Source organism: Pseudomonas sp. EA_35y_Pfl2_R111 (assembly GCF_963970955.1).
In the GTDB taxonomy this organism is placed as follows: domain Bacteria; phylum Pseudomonadota; class Gammaproteobacteria; order Pseudomonadales; family Pseudomonadaceae; genus Aquipseudomonas.
In genome coordinates this window covers 61,387-79,659 of record NZ_CAXAOM010000006.1, presented here as the reverse complement: position 1 = coordinate 79,659, position 18,273 = coordinate 61,387, and the positions used below count along the sequence as shown (strand labels likewise).

The following is an 18,273-nucleotide window of genomic DNA, read 5'->3' as shown; positions in this document are numbered from 1 at the left end:
CTCGCGACTAGCGTCGTCGGCAGGTCTCCTGGCTGACAGGTCATCATCTGCTGCGGCCTTCCCGGTTACCCAGTGGCGCAGTTGCGGCAGACTCGCTGTTTACAGTTGCGGGGGCAGCTCGGTCACGATCAGCGGATCGCTCCGGATTCCCTCTTAGGCCCTATGCACAATGGCGGCGGGCACCGACGAAGGCGCTATTATGCCCGCTTTGCGCGCAGGCACGACAGCCAGCTGGTCGGGCGGCGCGCTGATGACGGTTTGAGGAAAGCGCATGACGGCCTGGTTAACCCTGGTGGGTATAGGTGAAGACGGCTACGCCGGCCTGGGTGAGGCGGCGCGGTTGGCGCTGAGCGAGGCGCAGTGCATCGTCGGCGGTGCCCGCCAGTTGGCGCTATTGCCTGCCGATCTGCCGGGGCAGCATGAGCTGTGGCCGAGCCCCTTTAGCCTGGAGCCGGTGCTGGCGCGGCGTGGTACGTCGGTGTGTGTACTGGCCAGCGGTGATCCGCTGTTCTATGGCGTTGGCGCGAGCCTGGCGCGGCAGCTGCCGGCTGAGGAATTGCGGGTATTTTCTGCGCCCTCGTCAGTGTCACTGGCCGCCGCCCGTATGGGTTGGCCGTTGCAGGAGGTGACAGTGCTGTCGCTGGTGGCGCGGCCGTTGGCGGCGTTGCAGGCGCAGCTATTCCCGGGTGCACGGCTGCTGCTGTTGAGCAATGACGGCGAAAGCCCGGCGGCCGTGGCCGAGTTGCTGCGTGTGCGCGGTTTTGGCCCCAGTCGCTTGACCGTACTGGAGCATCTGGGTGGCGCTCAGGAGCGGCGCATCGACGGTTTGGCCAGCGACTGGGTGTTGCCGCGCGTTGCCGATCTCAATCTACTGGCGGTCGAGTGCGTGGCTGCCGGCGATGCGCGCCTGCTGCCGCTCACACCAGGTTTGCCAGACGATGCCTATCAGCATGACGGCCAGCTGACCAAGCGCGACGTGCGCGCTATCACCCTGGCGCGCCTGGCGCCGCAACCCGGTGAGCTGCTCTGGGATGTCGGCGCCGGCTGCGGTTCGATCGGCATTGAGTGGATGCGCGCACACTCCAGCTGCCGGGCGCTTGCGGTCGAGGCCGATGCCGGCCGCCAGGCGCATATCCAGCACAACCGCGATGCCCTTGGTGTGCCCGGCCTGCAACTGGTCGCCGGCCGTGCGCCCGAGGCCTTGACCGGCTTGGCTGCGCCGGATGCGATCTTTATTGGTGGCGGGGTGACCATCCCCGGCGTGCTGCAGCAGTGCTGGGCCAGCCTGAAGCCGGGCGGGCGTCTGGTGGCCAATGCCGTGACCCTGCAAAGCGAAGCGGCGCTGGTGGCCTGGCGCGAGCAGGTGGGCGGCGAGTTGACCCGCATCAGCGTGGCCCAGGCGCAGCCGTTGGGTGGCTTCGACACCTGGCGCAGTGCCTTGCCGATCACCTTGCTGGAGGTGTGCAAGCCGTGAGTCCACGCATCCTGCTGCTTGGCGGCACTACCGAGGCGCTGCGCCTGGCGCGGCGATTAAGCCCTGAAGCGATCTACAGCCTGGCCGGGTTGGGCCGGGTGCCGGATGATTTGCCCTGTCAGGTGCGTGTCGGTGGTTTTGGCGGGGCGGAAGGCTTGGCTGCGTTTATCCGCGAGCAGGGCATCGAACTGCTGCTGGACATGACCCATCCCTACGCCGCACAGATCAGCGCCAACGCTGCCCGCGCCGCCGAGCTGAGTGGGGTTGCCTGCTGGGCGCTGCGCCGCCCCGGCTGGCAGCCCGGCACCGGCGATGACTGGCGTGAAGTGGACGACTGGAGTGGGTTAGTCGCTGAGCTGCGAGACTTCCGTCGTCCGTTATTTACCCTCGGCCGTGAGCCGCTGGAGCATCTGCATGAGATCCCCCCTCATCAGTACTGGGCCGTGCGTTGCCTAACGGCGCAGGAAGCCGTGCCGCGGGCGAAAATTATCGGCGCCCGCGGGCCGTTTGATCTACATGGCGAGCGAGCGCTGTTCGCTCTGCTGGGCATTGATGTGCTGGTCAGCAAGAACAGCGGCAGCCAGTCCACCGAGCCGAAACTGCAGGTGGCGCGGGAGCTGAACGTCCCGGTTTTGCTGCTGCGTCGGCCTGAGTTGCCGAGTGTGGAGCGCGAGTTTGTCAGCCTTGAAGCGCTGGCCGAGGCGCTGCAGTTATAGGGTAGGGTCGATGACGCTTCATCCATCAACTGCGATGGTGGATGAAAACAGCGTCATCCACGCTACGTGCCAAATGCAAAACATCCCCTGCTAGACTGCCGCCCCGCTTTGGAGGCCGCCATGACCACGCCCGTTTCGCCCTATGCCCGGATTCTCTTCGTCGGCCCCGACCTCGCCGATGGCTCGTTTGCCGAGCTGTTCCGCCGTCGTCTGGTTGAGCTGCGCGGCGAAGCGGCGCTGGCCGATATCGTCGATACCAGCGAAGGCTATGCGCCGCTCTGGCAGTGCGTGGTCGAGGCTGAGCGGCCGTTGTTGGTGATCGATCTGGAGCCGCAGAGCAGCAGCCCGCATCTCGATTGGCTGCGCAGCGAGCTCAGCCAGCAGGCCACCCCCGAGCAGCTGTTTGTCGCCAGCGCCATTGGCCAGGCTGAAGGCCTGCCGGTGGAGGCCGCCTGCACCCTGATCGAGCGCCCCGAGCTGCACCTGCCCTGCGTCGGTGTAAAGGCCGTACCGGGCCATCACGCCTGGTCGCAGATTCCGCCACACGCCCAGCGCCTGCTGTTGTGCAACGGCCCGCGCTGCACCCGACGTGGCGCGCTGGACCTTTGGAAAACCCTGCGTCAGCGTCTTAAGGCCGCCGGCAAGCTGGAGTGCGAGGGCGGGGTGCATATCACCCGTACGCAGTGCCAGTTCCCTTGTGATCTGGGCCCGACGGCCAGCCTCTATCCGGCCGGTGAGTGGTTCCGTGTGCGTGATGAAGCCGAGCTGATTCGTCTGGTCGACGAGCGCCTGGTGGCGGGTCGTGCAGTGCCTGAGCTGCGGATCGATCAGAGCTAAGGAATCGTCGGCAAATATTTTCATCGTGCCTGTAACGCGTGCCTATCTCGCGGCTCTAGTTGAATGCCGGCACGCGAAAATCCTTTTGCCCGGCCAACCCTGATCCCGAGGATACGCACATGAATATGAAATCTACCGCTGCTACTGGTGCTGCTATCGCCTTCGCTGCTGCTAGCCTGTTCGCTGGTCTCTCGAGCACCGTCGCAGTGGCTGAAGAAGCCAAAGTGCATTGTTACGGCGTGACGTCCTGCAAAGGCCAGAACGACTGCAAGACTGCCGAGAACAGCTGCAAAGGCCAGGCTGCCTGCAAAGGTCACGGCTTCAAGTCGATGACCCTCGCGGAGTGCAATGCCGCCAAAGGTACTGTCGGCGAGTAAGTGAGCCGGGGCGGCCATTGCGCGGTTGCCCCGCATCACCCAGTAAGGAGCGAGCGATGAATGCTCAACGCGGCAATCTGGGTTTCGGCCTGGGCCTGCGCAGCACCTATTACCAAGCCATTCTCGAACAGCAGCCGACGATCGACTGGTTCGAAATCGTCTCGGAAAATTACTTGGTAGCGGGCGGTAAGGCCCTCTACTTTCTCGATGCCATCGGTGAGCAGTACCCGTTGGTGATGCATGGCGTGTCGCTGTCGATTGGCGGCCCGCATGAGCTGGACCGCGACTACCTGCGCCAGCTCAAACACCTGGCCGCGCGCGTGCAGCCCGCATGGATCTCCGACCACCTGTGCTGGAGCCGCGGCAATGCCCATCAGCTGCATGACCTGCTGCCGCTGCCCTACACCGAAGAAAGCTTGCAGCATGTGGCCGCGCGCGTGCGTCAGGTGCAGGACGTGATCGAGCGGCCACTGGTGCTGGAAAACGTCTCCAGTTACTTGCGCTGCGCCGATGATCAATTCAGTGAATGGCAGTTTCTCGCGGCCCTCAGTGAACTGAGCGGCTGCGAGCTGTTGCTCGACGTTAACAACGTCTACGTCAGTGCACGTAACCATGGCTTCGATGCCTGGGAATTTATCAGCAGCCTGCCCCCGCAGCGTATTCGTCAGCTGCATTTGGCCGGGCACAGCGATTACGGCAGCTACTTGATCGACACCCATGATCAACCGGTCAGTGATCCGGTCTGGCAGCTCTATCAGCGCACCTTGCAGCACCTCGGGCCGGTGTCGACCTTGCTTGAGCGCGATGACCATTTTCCTGATTTAGATGAACTGCTCGGCGAGCTGAATAAGGCCCGTATGGTGGCCGCAGAAGCCCTCAAAGGCTCGACGTTATGCGCCTGATTGACTGGCAGGCAGAGGTGCAGAGCTATCTGCTAAATGGCGAGGTAATACCCCATCCGGCTTTGCAGGCGAGCCTATTGGGCAGCGCGGCATTGACTGCCGAACAGGGCCTGGCGATCTATCACAACGCCTATCGCGCGCGCCTGTTGGAAACGCTGCGCGGTGACTACCCCGCCGTGCATGACTGGCTCGGTGACGAGGAGTTCGATGCTCTGGCCCTGGCCTATCTCGACGCGCACCCGTCACAACACTACAGCCTGCGTTGGCTCGGCGCGCAGTTGGCCGACTTTATCGATGCTTACCTGGTGCCGGCGCAAGCCGCACCGTTAAGCGAGCTGGCTCGGCTGGAATGGGCCTTTACCCTGGCCTTTGATGCTGCAGACGCTAGCGTGCTGAGCATGGCGCAGATGGCTGAGCTTGCGGCTGAAGATTGGCCGACCTTGCAGGTACGCCTGCTCCCCAGCGTGCAATGGCTGGCGTGTTGGCATAACAGTCTGGCGATCTGGCGGGCATGCAAGGAGCAGGGCGAATTTCCCGGCAGCCAGCCACTGACGGAGGTGGAAATCTGCCTGGTGTGGCGCGACCACCTGATCACCCGCTATCGCAGCGTGGCGGCCGATGAAGCCGCTGCGCTACAGGGCATGGCCGTGCAGGGCTGGAGCTTCGCCGAGCTGTGCGGCGAGCTGGCGCATCTGGGTGAACAGGCGCCGGTACAGGCCGTCTCCTGGTTGCGCCAGTGGCTCAGCGATGGCTTGCTACAGCGTTACCCAACGGTCTAATCCGCTGCACCTGGCTTTTGCCTTACCATGCCGGCTCTGCCTTGTTGCGAGCCGTGCATGCCTGCTTTCCTGCTGCGTTACCGCGTTGCCCTGATCGTCCTGCTGATTCTGCTCGGCCTGTTGGCGAGTATCTGGCTGGCCGGGCGCTATGCCGAGCAGCGCGCCTGGCAGGAGCGCAGCGTCGAAGCGCGCGGGCAGTTGCAGCTGTATGCGCAGTCGATCCATACCCTGGTCGAGCGCTTTCGTTCGGTGCCCGAGGTGCTGGCGCTGGACAGCGATATCAAGTCGCTGCTGCGTGCGCCGACGGACAGCCTGTTGCGCAGCAAACTCAATGAACGCCTGGAGCAGCTCAACACAGCCGCCGGCTCCAATGTGCTGTATCTGCTCAACAATAAAGGCGAAACCCTGGTGGCCAGTAACTGGCGCGACTGGAGCAGTTTTGTCGGCAACAACTATGCCTTCCGCCCATATTTTCAGGATGCCGTGCGTCAGTCCTCCGGGCGCTATTTTGCGGTGGGCGTGACCACCGGCATCCCCGGTTACTTCCTCTCCCATGCGGTGCGCGACGATAACGGTGAGGTGCTCGGCGTGTTGGTGGTCAAGCTGGAGCTGGAAGAGTTGCAGCGCGAATGGGCCAGTCAGTCCGGTGTGCTGCTGGTGGCCGACAGCTACTCGGTGGTGATCCTCAGCAACCGTCCGGCGTGGCGTTTTCTGGCCCTCGATAGCTTGAGCGAGCAGGCCCGCGCCGAGCTGGTGGAGGTGCGCAAGTACGCCGAGCAAGCGTTGCAGCCGCTGCCCAGCACGCTGCGCCGGCAGATCGACAGCGACAGCCAGTGGCGCCGCGTGCAAGGCCCGGATGGCCCGCGTGATTACCTGTGGCAGCGCCAGGATCTGGGTGACGAAGGCTGGACTCTGCACTTGCTACACGAACCGAAAACCCTGGTCGACAGCGTACGCAGCTACCGCCTGGCCGCCGCCGGCGTATGGATGACCTTGGCTTTTCTGCTGCTCTACCTGGCCCAGCGGCGCAAGACCCAACGCCTGCAGGCCGGCATTCGTGAGCGTCTGGAGCGTGAGGTGGCACTGCGCACCGCCGAACTGCGCGAGGCCCAGGAAGGCCTGGTGCACGCGGCGAAGATGGCCGCGTTGGGGCAGATGTCGGCGGCCATGGCCCATGAAATCAACCAACCGCTCACCGCCATGCAAATGCAGCTGGGCAGCCTGCGCCTGCTGCTCGATAGCGGTCGTCAGGATGATGTGCGCGAGGGACTGCAACGCATCGATGGTTTGTTGCAACGTATCGCCGGGCTTACTGGCCACCTGAAAACCTTTGCACGCAAAAGCCCGGCTGGTCTGAGCGAGCGCCTGCGCCTCAGCGATGTGCTGGAGCAGGCGCTGCAACTGCTGGCGCCGCGCCTGCGCAGCGAACAGGTGCAGCTGCACAGCGAAATCGACAGCAATGCGCGGGTGCTGGGTGATGCGATTCGCCTGGAACAGGTGCTGCTCAATCTGCTGAATAACGCCCTGGATGCCATGGCGTCTGTCGAGTCACGGCAGTTGCAGATCCGTATCGAGCGCCAGGCCGAGCAGTGCCTGCTGAGCATCGCCGACAGTGGCGGCGGGATCGCCAGCGAGGCGCTGGGTCATGTGTTCGAGCCGTTCTTTACCACCAAGCCGGTGGGCGCCGGACTGGGCCTCGGTCTGGCGGTGTCCTACGGCATCGTTCGTGAACTGGGCGGCAGCCTGGAGGCGGCCAATGGCGAGCAGGGCGCGGTGTTTACCCTGCGTCTGCCGGCAGCACCAAATCCGTAGGGTGGATGTCGCTCTTTACATCCACCACTGGCTCATCACGGTGGATGGATAAAGCGCCATCCACCCTACAAAAAAGCTCTGTACCAGGCCTGTATTGCAGGCTGCTTTTGTAGGGTGGGTTACGCGTGCGTTGTAAATCGGTGGCGTTTGCCTGATCCCGGCTCGCGCCTAACCCACCCTACGTATTACCGGGCTTCATGCGCTGTATAGCCGTTCAGGACGACTCAACAGATAACGGCTACATAGCCTACAAAAATCCCAAGGGATTACACTGCCGCCGATTGATCAGGAGGTGATATGACCGGGCACGTAATAGTCGTCGACGATGAAGCGGCAATCCGCGAGGCGGTGCAGCAGTGGCTGGAGCTGTCTGGCTTGCACGTGCACAGCTGCGCCACGGCGCAGGCCGCGCTGGCGCTGGTCGGCCGTGATTACCCTGGCATCATCATCAGCGATGTGCGCATGCCCGGCACCGACGGCCTGCAGCTGCTCGACAGCGTGCTGGAGCGCGACCGCGACCTGCCGGTGATTCTGATCACCGGGCATGGTGATGTGCCGATGGCGGTGCAGGCGCTGCGCCAGGGCGCGTATGACTTTATCGAAAAGCCCTTTACCCCCGAACGCCTGCTCGACAGCGTGCGCCGCGCGTTGGACAAGCGCCGCCTGGTCTGTGAGAACCGCCAGCTGCGTCAGCAGTTCGCCCTCAAGGACCATATCGAGGCGCAGCTGCTTGGCGTGTCAAAGCCGATGGAAACCCTGCGCCGGCAGATCCTCGAACTGGCCGGCACCTCGGTGAATATCCTCTTGCGCGGCGACACCGGCAGCGGCAAGGAGCGGGTGGCGCGCTGCCTGCACGACTTCAGCAACCGCGCCGGCAAACCCTTTGTCGCGCTGAACTGCGCGGCGATTCCCGAGCACCTGTTCGAGAGTGAGCTGTTCGGCCATGAAAGCGGCGCCTTTACCGGCGCCCAGGGCAAGCGCATCGGCCGCATCGAGCATGCCGACGGCGGCACGCTGTTTCTCGATGAGGTGGAAAGCCTGCCGCTGGCCCAGCAGGTCAAACTGCTGCGCGTATTGCAGGAGAAGACCCTAGAACGTCTGGGTTCGAACAAGAGCATTCGGGTCGACTTGCGAGTGATCAGTGCGGTTAAACCGGACCTGCTCGATGAGGTTAAGGCTGGGCGTTTCCGCGAAGACCTCTACTATCGCCTGAATGTCGCCACCCTGCGTATTCCGCCGCTGCGCGAACGTCGCGAGGATATTCCGCTGCTGTTCGAGCACTTCGCCAATCAGGCTGCGCAACGCAATGGCCGCGAGGCGCCAAGCCTAGCGCCGGCTGAGCTGAGCCGTCTGCTCGGGCATGACTGGCCGGGCAACGTGCGTGAGCTGATCAACGCCGCCGAACGCCATGCCCTGGGTTTGAGTGGTGACGTGGCGAATGCCGATGGTCTGCCGCAGCAATCGCTGGCCGAGCAGATGGAGGCTTTCGAGGCGCAATGCCTGCACCGCGCCTTGCAGCACTGTCAGGGCAATATCGCCGAGGTAATGGCGCTGCTGCAGCTGCCACGCCGCACGCTCAACGAGAAGATGCAGCGCCACGGTCTGCAGCGCAGCAGCTATCGGCCGGCCGGCAGCAGCGACGAAGATTGATAGCCCGTAGCCTGGATGTAATCCGGGTAGCAGAGCTATGTAGGGTGGATGACGCTGTTTTCATCCACCATGGCAGTTGGTGGATGGGTGAAGCGTCATCCACCCTACGAAGTCGCGGATAGCCCGGTGTCGCGGATTGCATCCGGGCTACATGTGATGGAATCGGCGGAATTTCGCTTATCTGAGTTTTTTCACTGGCGGATTTCCGCTTACTGCAGCCGCCAGGCTGGCAGTGCTGATTGGAGTAGAGGCTCTAGTGCGGGCTTTTTTCTCACTGGCACGGCATCTGCTATAGCTCTTGTCAGCCGCGCACTCGATTGCGCTGGCACCCATAAGAAAGACAAGAGGTGAACCCCATGAACTGCCCTGCAACATCTGCGCGTTCGGCGCATCCGGCATCACTACCCCTCTCTTGTGCGCTCGACTCAGGTCGTACGCTGGCATCTGCCTCTTTCTGCCATTCAGCTAAACCAGGCGTTGCACGGCCATAGTGGCTGGTAGCGTCTACAGTGAAAACCTCTGCATAAAGCCATAACAACGACGGAGATTCTTCCATGCGAATGACCAAACGTTTCAGCCTGTTTGCTGCTGCCGCAGCCTTTACCGCAAGCACTGCGGTACTCGCCGCGCCGACCTTTATCAATATCCTGACCGGCGGCACCAGCGGTGTGTATTACCCGATTGGTGTGGGCCTGTCGCAGCTGTATAGCAACGGCATCGAAGGCTCGAAAACCTCGGTACAAGCGACCAAGGCCTCGGTGGAAAACCTCAACCTGCTGCAATCCGGCCGTGGCGAACTGGCGCTGGCGCTGGGTGATTCGGTGGCCGATGCTTGGAATGGTGTGGAAGACGCTGGCTTCAAGGCGCCGCTGAAAAAGCTGCGGGCGATTGCGGGCACCTACCCGAACTACATCCAGATCGTCGCCAGCAAGGAATCCGGCATCACCACCCTGGCTGACCTGAAGGGCAAGCGCATCTCCGTTGGCGCACCGAAATCCGGCACCGAGCTGAACGCCCGCGCCATCTTCAAGGCCGCTGGTCTGAGCTACGAAGACATGGGCAAGGTCGAGTTCTTGCCGTACGCCGAGTCGGTTGAGCTGATCAAGAACCGTCAGCTGGATGCCACCCTGCAGTCCTCGGGCCTGGGCATGGCGGCGATTCGCGACCTGGCCGCGACCCTGCCGATCACCTTTGTTTCGGTCCCGGCTGAAGTGACCACCAAGATTGGTAACGATGCTTACCAGGCCGCGTCTATTCCTGCTGGCACCTATGACGGTCAGGATGCCGACGTACCGACCGTGGCCATCACCAACATTCTGGTCAGCCATGACGGCGTGTCCGAAGAAGTGGCTTACCAGATGACCAAGCTGATGTTTGAAAACCTTGAGCGTTTGGGCAACGCCCACTCAGCTGCCAAGGACATCAAGCTGGAAACTGCAGCGAAAAACCTGCCGATCCCGCTGCATCCGGGTGCTGAGCGCTTCTACAAGGAAGCCGGCGCGCTGTAAGGCTGTTGAAGGGTTGGCTGCGTAGGATGGGTCGGGCCGAGCAACGCGCGATACCCATGCTGCACGGCTAGCCCGTCTTACCCAGGCTCCACTGTCAGTAGAGCTGCGAATAAAACCGGCGTGCGCGCCACGGCAGGTTTTGTTGGCGACTCTTGCGCTATCGACGTTGTAACGAGGGTGTGACCTTCATGAGTGAGCAAAACCAAGGCCTCGCCGCTAACCCCAGCGAGTGGCCGAAAGCGCTGTTTTATGTCGCGCTGCTGTTTTCCATCTTCCAGATCGTCACCGCGGCCTTTCACCCGGTATCCAGCCAGATTCTGCGCGCGGTGCATGTGGGCTTTCTGCTGCTGGTGGTGTTTCTCTGCTTTCCCGCCCGTGGCAAGGAGCAGCCCTGGCAGCCACTGGCCTGGCTATTGGGCCTGGCCGGTATGGCCACGGCGTTTTACCAGTGGTATTTCGAAGCCGATCTGATTCAACGCTCCGGTGATCTGACTCAGAGCGACATGGTCGTCGGCCTGGTGCTGATCGTGCTGGTGTTTGAAGCCGCACGCCGGGTCATGGGCATCGCCCTGCCGTTTATCTGCGCGCTGTTTCTGGCCTACGGTCTGTTCGGCCAGTACCTGCCTGGCGACTTGATGCACCGTGGTTATGCCATCGATCAGATCGTCAACCAGCTGGCATTCGGCACCGAAGGCCTGTACGGCACGCCGACCTATGTGTCGGCCACCTATATCTTCCTGTTTATCCTGTTCGGCGCGTTCCTCGAACAGGCCGGGATGATCAAGCTGTTTACCGACTTCGCCATGGGTTTGTTCGGCCACAAGCTTGGCGGCCCGGCCAAGGTCTCGGTGGTGTCGTCGGCGCTGATGGGCACCATCACCGGTTCGGGCGTGGCCAACGTGGTCACCACCGGCCAATTCACCATCCCGCTGATGAAGCGCTTCGGCTACAAGCCGGCGTTTGCCGGCGGCGTCGAGGCGACCTCGTCGATGGGCAGCCAGATCATGCCGCCGATCATGGGTGCGGTGGCCTTTATCATGGCCGAGACCATCAATGTGCCGTTCTTCGAGGTGGCCAAGGCCGCGTTGATTCCGGCCATGTTGTACTTCGGCTCGGTGTTCTGGATGGTCCATCTGGAAGCCAAGCGTGCCAACCTGCGTGGCCTACCGAAGGATCAATGCCCTAATCCCTGGGCCGCGGTGAAGCAGCGCTGGTACCTGCTGATTCCGTTGTTCGTGCTGATCTACCTGCTGTTTTCCGGGCGCACACCGTTGTTCTCCGGGATGGTCGGCCTGTGCTTGACCGCCATTGTGATTCTTGGCTCGGCAATCATCCTGCGGGTGTCATCCAAGGTCATGCGCTTCGCCTTCTGGATTGCCCTGGGCGTGCTTTGCGCCGGCTTCTTCCAGCTCGGTATCGGCGTGGTGTTTGGTGTGGTCGCGTTGTTGGTGGCAGTGTGCTGGTTTATCAAAGGCGGCCGCGACACGTTGACCATCTGCCTGCACGCGTTGGTCGAAGGTGCTCGTCATGCGGTGCCGGTGGGCATTGCCTGCGCCCTGGTGGGGGTGATCATTGGCGTAGTCTCGCTGACTGGCGTGGCCTCGACCTTCGCCGGCTATATCCTCGCCATCGGTCAGGACAACCTGTTCCTCTCGCTGGTGCTGACCATGCTCACCTGCCTGGTGCTGGGCATGGGCATCCCGACCATTCCCAACTACATCATCACCAGCTCGATTGCCGCGCCGGCGTTGCTGGAGCTGGGCGTGCCGCTGATCGTCTCGCATATGTTCGTGTTCTATTTCGGCATCATGGCCGACCTCACGCCGCCGGTAGCGCTGGCTTGTTTCGCCGCCGCACCGATTGCCAAGGAGAGCGGCCTGAAGATCAGCCTATGGGCGATTCGCATCGCCGTTGCCGGCTTCGTGGTGCCATTTATGGCGGTGTACGAGCCGGCGCTGATGCTGCAAGGCGATAGCCTGCTAGCCACGCTCTATGTGGTACTCAAAGCGCTGCTGGCCATTGGCATCTGGGGTGTGGTGTTTACCGGTTACCTGCAGGCCAAACTGAGCTGGTGGGAGCGCGCGCTGGGCTTTGCTGCCGGCGCCAGCCTGATTCTGGCCACGCCGATGAGTGACGAAATCGGCTTCGCTCTGGCGGCGCTGTTTATCGCCCAGCACGTCTGGCGTGCTCATCGTGCCCAGGCTGCTGCTGCGTGATTGGTTTGTGCCTGGGTTTGGCGGGGGCGGTGTGGGCAGAAGTGCCCACGTCCAGCTTTACCCTGGCCTGGACGCACACGATTGAGAAGATACGTTGGGAAGAGGATTACCGCGTGACGCCTGAGGGGTTGCTGCTCGGCGAGGCGCGGGTCAAGGGTTCCGGGGCCGGAATGGAGATTCCAGACGGTGCCGAACTGCGCGAGGGCAGCTGGCATTACCAGCGTCAGCTACCACCCTTGCAACCACTGCGTTTGGGGCGAACCCCCGAGGCAGGGGATTATCAACTGTGTTTCAACCAGCGTTGCCACTCGATGAGTGAATGGCTCGGCCCGCCACAAGCGACCCAGCCGGCGTTGGAACTCTGGAGCTGTGAGCAAAGCTCCCCGGCCGCCTCGGCGGCAGGCCAGGACGACGGCTAAGGCTGCGTTCGCTCCCGGGCCACAAGCCTTGGTTGTTATAGAGGAGAACCCCCATTTGGCGAAGCCGGTGGGGGTTTTGTTCGTTTGGTCTGGCGCAACGGCAAGCAGTCTTCAGTTTCCCAAACTACGCGTTGGTACTGCGCGCCTGTGGTATCAGGATACTGATAGGCACGGCAAACAACCGCTCGCCGAATGGCAGGATGCTGTCACCATCGTAGAACACCACACCCGCAGAGAATCGCTCTGCACAGGCATCCTTCAACTTGCGCAGGCCCTTGAAGTCGGAGGCGGTGACAGTGGCGGATGCCTTGATTTCGATGCCGGCCAGTTGTTGGCCCTGTTCGATGATGATGTCCACCTCCACCTGATCCTTGTTGCGGAAATGGTAGAAGGCCAGGTTGGCGTCATGCCAGTCCGCTTGTTTGCGCAGTTCCTGATAGATGAAGGTTTCCAGCAGTTGTCCCAGCAGCGCTTTGTCTTGCCACAGGCTTTTGCAGGTTACGCCGAGCAAGGCACACGCCAGCCCGGTATCGGCTAGGTGCATTTTCGGCGTTTTGATCAAGCGACTGAGGCGGTTGCTGTGCCAGGGTTGCAGTTGTTCGAGCAGGAAAATCTGTTCTAGCAATGCCAGATAGTTGGCAATGGTCGGCCGGCTTATGGCGAAGGGTGAGGCCAGGTCTGCGGAGTTGAACAACCGTGCGGTTTGGCTTGCCGCCAGGCTCAGGAGCCGTGGCAGGATATCCAGGTTGTGGATATTGGCGATGTCCCGCACGTCGCGCTGAATCAGTGTGGTGATGTAGTCCTCATACCAGGCCATACGGCGTCTTTCGCTACTGCGAACAATGGCGGCGGGATAACCACCCTGGCTGATGAACTCGGCCAAGGATTCACCCAGGCTGGAAAAACGATGGATTTGTGCGCTTGAGCTGAAATCAGCGCGGAATAACTCATCAAGAAAAGTGGGCTTTTGTCCTGCGATTTCGCACTGAGCCAATGGTCGCAGGTGGATGATTTCCATGCGGCCAGCCAGTGAGTCGGCCAGCTTGGGAAGCAGCAACACATTGGCTGATCCCGTCAGGATGAAACGCCCCGGTTTCCTGTTCTGGTCGACACTGGCCTTGATACTGGTAAAGAGCTCAGGCGTGCGCTGAATTTCATCGAGAATGACCTTCTCGGGAAGAGCTCTTATGAATCCCACCGGATCAACTTTGGCTGCCTGCAGTTGGTTGTCATCGTCGAAGCTGATGTAGTGGTAGCCTTCGTCCTTGCCAATAGCCTGAGCCAAGGTGGTTTTGCCGCATTGGCGCGAGCCGTGGATCAGAACCACAGGCGTGTCCTGCAGCGCGTTGCGAAGTGAGCTTTCCGAGTATCTGTCGTAGTGCATGGGGTTAGCCTAACCGGCTGAGCAAGTGTGCGAAGCCTAGCCTAGCGTCCGTACGAATGAAAGTTTAGCTTCGTCCATATGTAAATTTGTGTTCGTCCATCTGTAAAAATTAATCCGTCCATGTGTAAGTTTTTCAAAGGCTCAGGTTGGGCTGTTGATTTTGTTTAATGAGATATCGTCAACAAGATTGCCGAACCCATCGTGGGTCATTAGCCTGCGCTTTTTCATGGGCTAGATGGCCCTACCAGGGCGGCGGAAGACGGCATGAGCGAGCAGGGCGGCTACACCACCTATTACCTGGATATGCAGCACCCCGAGCAGATCCGCGCCAAAGCCCTGCCGGGTGACCTGAGCGTGGTGGAATGCCAGCTCAAGCAGTTTCAGCTCAACCGCTTTCTCTACCAGCTAGTCGGCGAGCCCTGGCAGTGGACCGACAAACTCAGCTGGACGGACGCGCAGTGGCGCGAGCTGATCGAGCAGCCCAATCACCGCACCTGGGTCGCCTATCACCAGGGCGCTATTGCCGGTTATTACGAGCTGCTGCGCGATGCCGATGGCGCGGTGGAGATTCTCTATTTCGGCCTGGCCGAGGCCTTCTTCGGCCAGGGCTTTGGCGGCCCGCTGCTGACCCACGCGCTGCAGTCCGCCTGGGCCTGGCCGGGCACCACAAAGGTCTGGGTGCATACCTGCAGCCTCGACCACCCGAGCGCGCTGGCCAACTACCAGGCGCGCGGCCTGCGTATCTATCAGGAGGAAGTCACCCGGTAGGATGGGTTAGCCGTGCGGCAGATTCAGGCGTTCTGCCGCACAATCCGGCGCGGCGTAACCCATCAGACGCACCAGCCTATGCAGCGGTCTACGCTTGCAAGGTCGCCCACTTATTTCAGGAGCCACTCATGCGCCGCGTTCTTAGCAAACCCCTGTTACTCAGCCTTTGTCTGCTACCCGCCCTGGCCAGCGCGGTGGACATCCAGCCCGGCCTCTGGGAAATCAGCTCGAACAATATGCAGGTCGGCGGCCAGGCGGTGCCGGGGATGGAGCAAATGCTCGAGCAGATGAAAAACCTACCGCCCGAGCAGCGCCAGATGATGGAGCAAATGATGGCCCAGCAGGGTGTTCAGCTGGGCGACAAGGGCGTGCGCATCTGCATGAGTGAAGCGCAGATCAAGGCCCAGCAGATTCCCATGCAAGACCCCGAGTCTGGCTGCAGCAATGAAGTCACCGAGCGTAGCGACGCGCTGTGGAAATTCCGCTTCAGCTGTCCCAACGGGCAGGGCGAAGGCGAGACGCGCTTTGTCAGCGACAAGGAGTTCACCTCAACGGTCAACGGCACCTTCGATGGCCAGAGCAGCAGTATGCAAAGCCACGCACGCTGGGTTGGGACGGATTGCGGGACGTTGCAGCCGCAGTAAGCAGCCGATAGCGCTTTACTGGCCGCTCAGTGGGTCGCTGATGCCGTGGCGATCTTTTAGCGTTTGCACCAGATCGGCCTGGTTGATGAGGAAGGCGTCGAACTGCTTGATCACCTCGGGGTGTTTGATGCTCGAGAGGAAGTAGTGGTCATCCTGATAGGGCAGTTTGGGGTCGAACACCAGGCCGCTTTGCGCGCTGTTATAGAGCTGGTGGCGCACCACTTGCGGGTTGAGGTACACACCGTCGACCCGGTCGCTCATGGCCATGGCCAGCAGAGAGTCGATCTGGTTGGCCTGGATCAGCAGAATCTTGCCGGCTTTGATGTCATTCAAGTAAGGCCAGGGGGTAAAGCCGCGCTGCGTGCCGAGGCGCAGTAGGCGCTCTTTGCCTTTGCCGAGAAACTGCGGTTTGACCAGCACACCATCGATGGCCGGCGCTGCCGCCTGGCTGAAGTGCACCTTGTGGCCTTGTTTCAGGTCGGCGTTCCAGCGCGGGTTGTCCGGGTATTTGAAATCCACCCGGCCGCTGAGAAAGTCGCTAAGCAGGCGCCGCACCGGCAGCGGCTGGTAGATAAATTCATGGCCCTGATGCGCTGCAAAGGTGTCGAGCAGATCACGGCCATAGCCCAGGTACTGGCCATCCTGCACGTTGGAGTACGGCAAATAGGGTTGTAGCTCAACTCCAACCTTAAAAGTCTCGGCTTGTGCCAGCGAAGCCAGGGCAAGAACTAGACAAGCCAGCAGAATCAGCAATGCTCTCATCAGTGACATCTCGAACAGCGACCCTGAGCAGGCCATAGGCAAACCATAGCTAATTGCCAGGTCGGCGGGAGGCAAAGTGCCGAGATAATCTGATCAGGTAGACCAAACAGCAATTGCGCAGCAGGCTGCAATGGCCGGTAATACTGGCGTTGCGCCGGCACACAAGGGCTATGGCTGTTACTCTGTACCTCGCAGCTGCCGGGTTGGCGGCTGTACGAGTAGGGCAATCCGTCCTCGTGCGCGTAATGCGTGCCACACGCCAAAGGAGCATTCCATATGGAAAAAGACCCTTCGTCTGACACGACCCCGCTACCAGAAGCGGTAATTCTGGATGGCATCCCCGCCCCTTCGGGCGAGGCCAATCTGATCGACACCGACTACGTCATCGGTCAGGACAACATCAAAGGACAGTTCTTTTTCGCCCTCGACATTCACGGCAAGGTTTTCAGCATTTCGGCACTGACTATTGTGCTGTTCGTGGTGCTGACCCTGGCTTTGCAAAATCAGGTAGAGCCGTTGTTCAGCGCAATGCGCGGCTGGCTCACTCAGCACCTGGCCTGGTTCTTCCTCGGTTCGGCGAATATCTTCGTGCTGCTCTGCCTCGGCCTGATCATCTCGCCGCTGGGCAAGGTGCGCCTCGGTGGTATGGATGCCACGGCGGACTATAGCTACGCCGGCTGGTTCTCCATGCTGTTCGCCGCCGGTATGGGCATCGGCCTGATGTTCTACGGCGTGGCCGAGCCGATGTCGCACTTCTCGTCGGCCATGGGCGGGGTCAGTGTGGGTGAAGACGGTTTACGCACCGACTGGGCGCCGCTGGCTGGCGCTGCCGGTGATGCTGAAGCTGCTGCGCGTCTGGGCATGGCCGCGACCATCTTCCACTGGGGCCTGCACCCCTGGGCGATCTACGCCATCGTCGCCCTGGCGCTGGCGCTGTTCTCCTTCAATAAGGGCCTGCCGCTGTCGATCCGCTCGATCTTCTACCCGATTCTCGGTGAGCGGGTGTGGGGCTGGCCGGGGCATGTGATCGACATCCTCGCGGTATTCGCCACCCTGTTCGGCCTGGCCACCTCCCTGGGCCTGGGTGCGGAACAGGCAGCCGCCGGCCTGGACAAACTGTTCGGCATCGCTGCCACGGACACCAGCAAGGTGCTGCTGATTCTTGGCATCACCGCCATCGCTCTGGTGTCGGTGCTGGCTGGCCTGGATAAGGGCGTCAAGCGCCTGTCCGAGTTGAATATGGTCCTGGCCATTCTGCTGTTGCTGTTCATCATCATCGCCGGGCCGACTCTGGCCATCCTCACCGGCTTCTTCGACAACCTCGGCGCGTATATGCAGCATCTGCCGGCGCTGTCCAACCCGATTGCCCGTGAAGACGCCAACTTCAGCCAAGGCTGGACGGCCTTCTACTGGGCCTGGTGGATCAGCTGGTCGCCGTTCGTGGGCATGTTTATCGCACGGGTCAGCCGTGGCCGTACCGTGCGCGAGTTTCTGATTGCCGTGCTACTGGTGCCGTCGCTGGTGTCGGTGCTGTGGATGACCGCTTTTGGCGGCACCGGTATCAGTCAGCTGGTCAGCGATGGCTTTACCGGCGTGCAGGACGCCGCACTGGAGCTGAAGCTGTTTGCCATGCTGGCGCAGCTGCCGTTGGCGGAGATCAGCTCGTTTATCGGTATCTTGCTGGTGATCGTATTCTTCGTCACCTCTTCGGACTCCGGTTCGCTGGTGATCGACACCATCACCGCTGGCGGCAAGGTCAACGCGCCGGTGCCGCAACGGGTGTTCTGGGTGGTGATCGAGGGCATCATCGCCATCGCCTTGCTGCTCGGCGGCGGGCTGGTGGCCTTGCAGGCCATGGCGGTGTCGACGGGGTTGCCGTTTACCATCGTGCTGTTGGTGGGCTGCATCTCGATCGTCAAAGGCTTGATGAGCGAACCGCGCTGACCGCTGTTGGTTGGTAGTACAAGAGCGCGCCTTTTGGCGCGCTTTTTTATGCCCACGATTTGTGCTGGTGAGCACCTGTAG

Annotated in this window: 16 protein-coding genes and 1 riboswitch; of the genes, 14 read left to right on the top strand and 2 right to left on the bottom strand. The window is 61.6% G+C overall.

The window, feature by feature from the left end:
• Position 1: 1 nt before the first annotated feature.
• Positions 2–202: riboswitch (cobalamin riboswitch) on the bottom strand.
• 69 nt (positions 203–271) lie between these two features.
• From cbiE to AACY25_RS19410, 11 genes are all read left to right on the top strand, one after another.
• Positions 272–1,474 carry a precorrin-6y C5,15-methyltransferase (decarboxylating) subunit CbiE gene (gene cbiE / locus AACY25_RS19460; protein ID WP_339526863.1) on the top strand — a complete coding sequence of 401 codons (1,203 nt, stop codon included), beginning with the start codon at positions 272–274 and terminating at the stop codon, positions 1,472–1,474.
• Positions 1,471–2,190, top strand: coding sequence for a cobalt-precorrin-6A reductase (locus tag AACY25_RS19455; RefSeq protein WP_339526861.1), 720 nt, complete (start codon positions 1,471–1,473; stop codon positions 2,188–2,190). The genes cbiE and AACY25_RS19455 overlap by 4 nt, the downstream gene beginning before the upstream one ends.
• A 120-nt stretch (positions 2,191–2,310) precedes the next feature.
• Positions 2,311–3,027 (top strand): (2Fe-2S) ferredoxin domain-containing protein, encoded by a 717-nt coding sequence (locus tag AACY25_RS19450; protein WP_339526859.1) that lies wholly within the window; start codon positions 2,311–2,313, stop codon positions 3,025–3,027.
• A 119-nt stretch (positions 3,028–3,146) separates the two neighbouring features.
• Positions 3,147–3,404 (top strand): BufA2 family periplasmic bufferin-type metallophore, encoded by a 258-nt coding sequence (bufA2, locus tag AACY25_RS19445; protein ID WP_339526858.1) that lies wholly within the window; start codon positions 3,147–3,149, stop codon positions 3,402–3,404.
• Between the two features lie 56 nt (positions 3,405–3,460).
• On the top strand, positions 3,461–4,306 hold the full coding sequence (gene bufB / locus AACY25_RS19440; protein ID WP_339526857.1) for an MNIO family bufferin maturase: 846 nt from the start codon (positions 3,461–3,463) through the stop codon (positions 4,304–4,306).
• Positions 4,297–5,085: an HvfC/BufC N-terminal domain-containing protein gene (locus AACY25_RS19435; RefSeq protein WP_339526855.1), complete on the top strand. Its 789-nt coding sequence runs from the start codon at positions 4,297–4,299 to the stop codon at positions 5,083–5,085. Before bufB ends, AACY25_RS19435 begins: the two co-directional genes overlap by 10 nt.
• 57 nt (positions 5,086–5,142) lie before the next feature.
• Positions 5,143–6,897: a sensor histidine kinase gene (locus AACY25_RS19430; RefSeq protein ID WP_339526854.1), complete on the top strand. Its 1,755-nt coding sequence runs from the start codon at positions 5,143–5,145 to the stop codon at positions 6,895–6,897.
• Positions 6,898–7,194: 297 nt separating this feature from the next.
• Complete coding sequence (locus tag AACY25_RS19425; protein ID WP_339526852.1) at positions 7,195–8,547, top strand: sigma-54-dependent transcriptional regulator; 1,353 nt, start codon at positions 7,195–7,197, stop codon at positions 8,545–8,547.
• A 554-nt stretch (positions 8,548–9,101) separates the two neighbouring features.
• Positions 9,102–10,055 carry a TAXI family TRAP transporter solute-binding subunit gene (locus tag AACY25_RS19420; RefSeq protein WP_339526851.1) on the top strand — a complete coding sequence of 318 codons (954 nt, stop codon included), beginning with the start codon at positions 9,102–9,104 and terminating at the stop codon, positions 10,053–10,055.
• Between the two features lie 188 nt (positions 10,056–10,243).
• On the top strand, positions 10,244–12,271 hold the full coding sequence (locus AACY25_RS19415; RefSeq protein WP_339526849.1) for a TRAP transporter permease: 2,028 nt from the start codon (positions 10,244–10,246) through the stop codon (positions 12,269–12,271).
• Positions 12,268–12,690, top strand: coding sequence for a DUF1850 domain-containing protein (locus AACY25_RS19410; RefSeq protein WP_339526847.1), 423 nt, complete (start codon positions 12,268–12,270; stop codon positions 12,688–12,690). The genes AACY25_RS19415 and AACY25_RS19410 overlap by 4 nt, the downstream gene beginning before the upstream one ends.
• Before the next feature lie 124 nt (positions 12,691–12,814).
• Here AACY25_RS19410 and AACY25_RS19405 read toward each other — a convergent pair whose 3' ends face one another.
• Positions 12,815–14,074: an ATP-binding protein gene (locus tag AACY25_RS19405; protein WP_339526846.1), complete on the bottom strand. Its 1,260-nt coding sequence runs from the start codon at positions 14,072–14,074 to the stop codon at positions 12,815–12,817.
• Positions 14,075–14,338: 264 nt separating this feature from the next.
• Here AACY25_RS19405 and AACY25_RS19400 point away from each other — a divergent pair, with 264 nt between their 5' ends.
• Positions 14,339–14,842 carry a GNAT family N-acetyltransferase gene (locus AACY25_RS19400; RefSeq protein ID WP_339526845.1) on the top strand — a complete coding sequence of 168 codons (504 nt, stop codon included), beginning with the start codon at positions 14,339–14,341 and terminating at the stop codon, positions 14,840–14,842.
• Positions 14,843–14,970: 128 nt separating this feature from the next.
• Positions 14,971–15,486: a DUF3617 domain-containing protein gene (locus AACY25_RS19395; RefSeq protein ID WP_339526844.1), complete on the top strand. Its 516-nt coding sequence runs from the start codon at positions 14,971–14,973 to the stop codon at positions 15,484–15,486.
• Positions 15,487–15,501: 15 nt separating this feature from the next.
• Here AACY25_RS19395 and AACY25_RS19390 read toward each other — a convergent pair whose 3' ends face one another.
• Positions 15,502–16,248, bottom strand: coding sequence for a substrate-binding periplasmic protein (locus AACY25_RS19390; protein ID WP_339526842.1), 747 nt, complete (start codon positions 16,246–16,248; stop codon positions 15,502–15,504).
• Positions 16,249–16,524: 276 nt separating this feature from the next.
• On the opposite strand from AACY25_RS19390, the gene AACY25_RS19385 reads away from it, so the two are divergent.
• Entirely contained in the window at positions 16,525–18,192 is a 1,668-nt protein-coding gene (locus tag AACY25_RS19385; protein ID WP_339526840.1) for a BCCT family transporter, read from the top strand.
• The last annotated feature ends 81 nt before the right edge of the window (positions 18,193–18,273 follow it).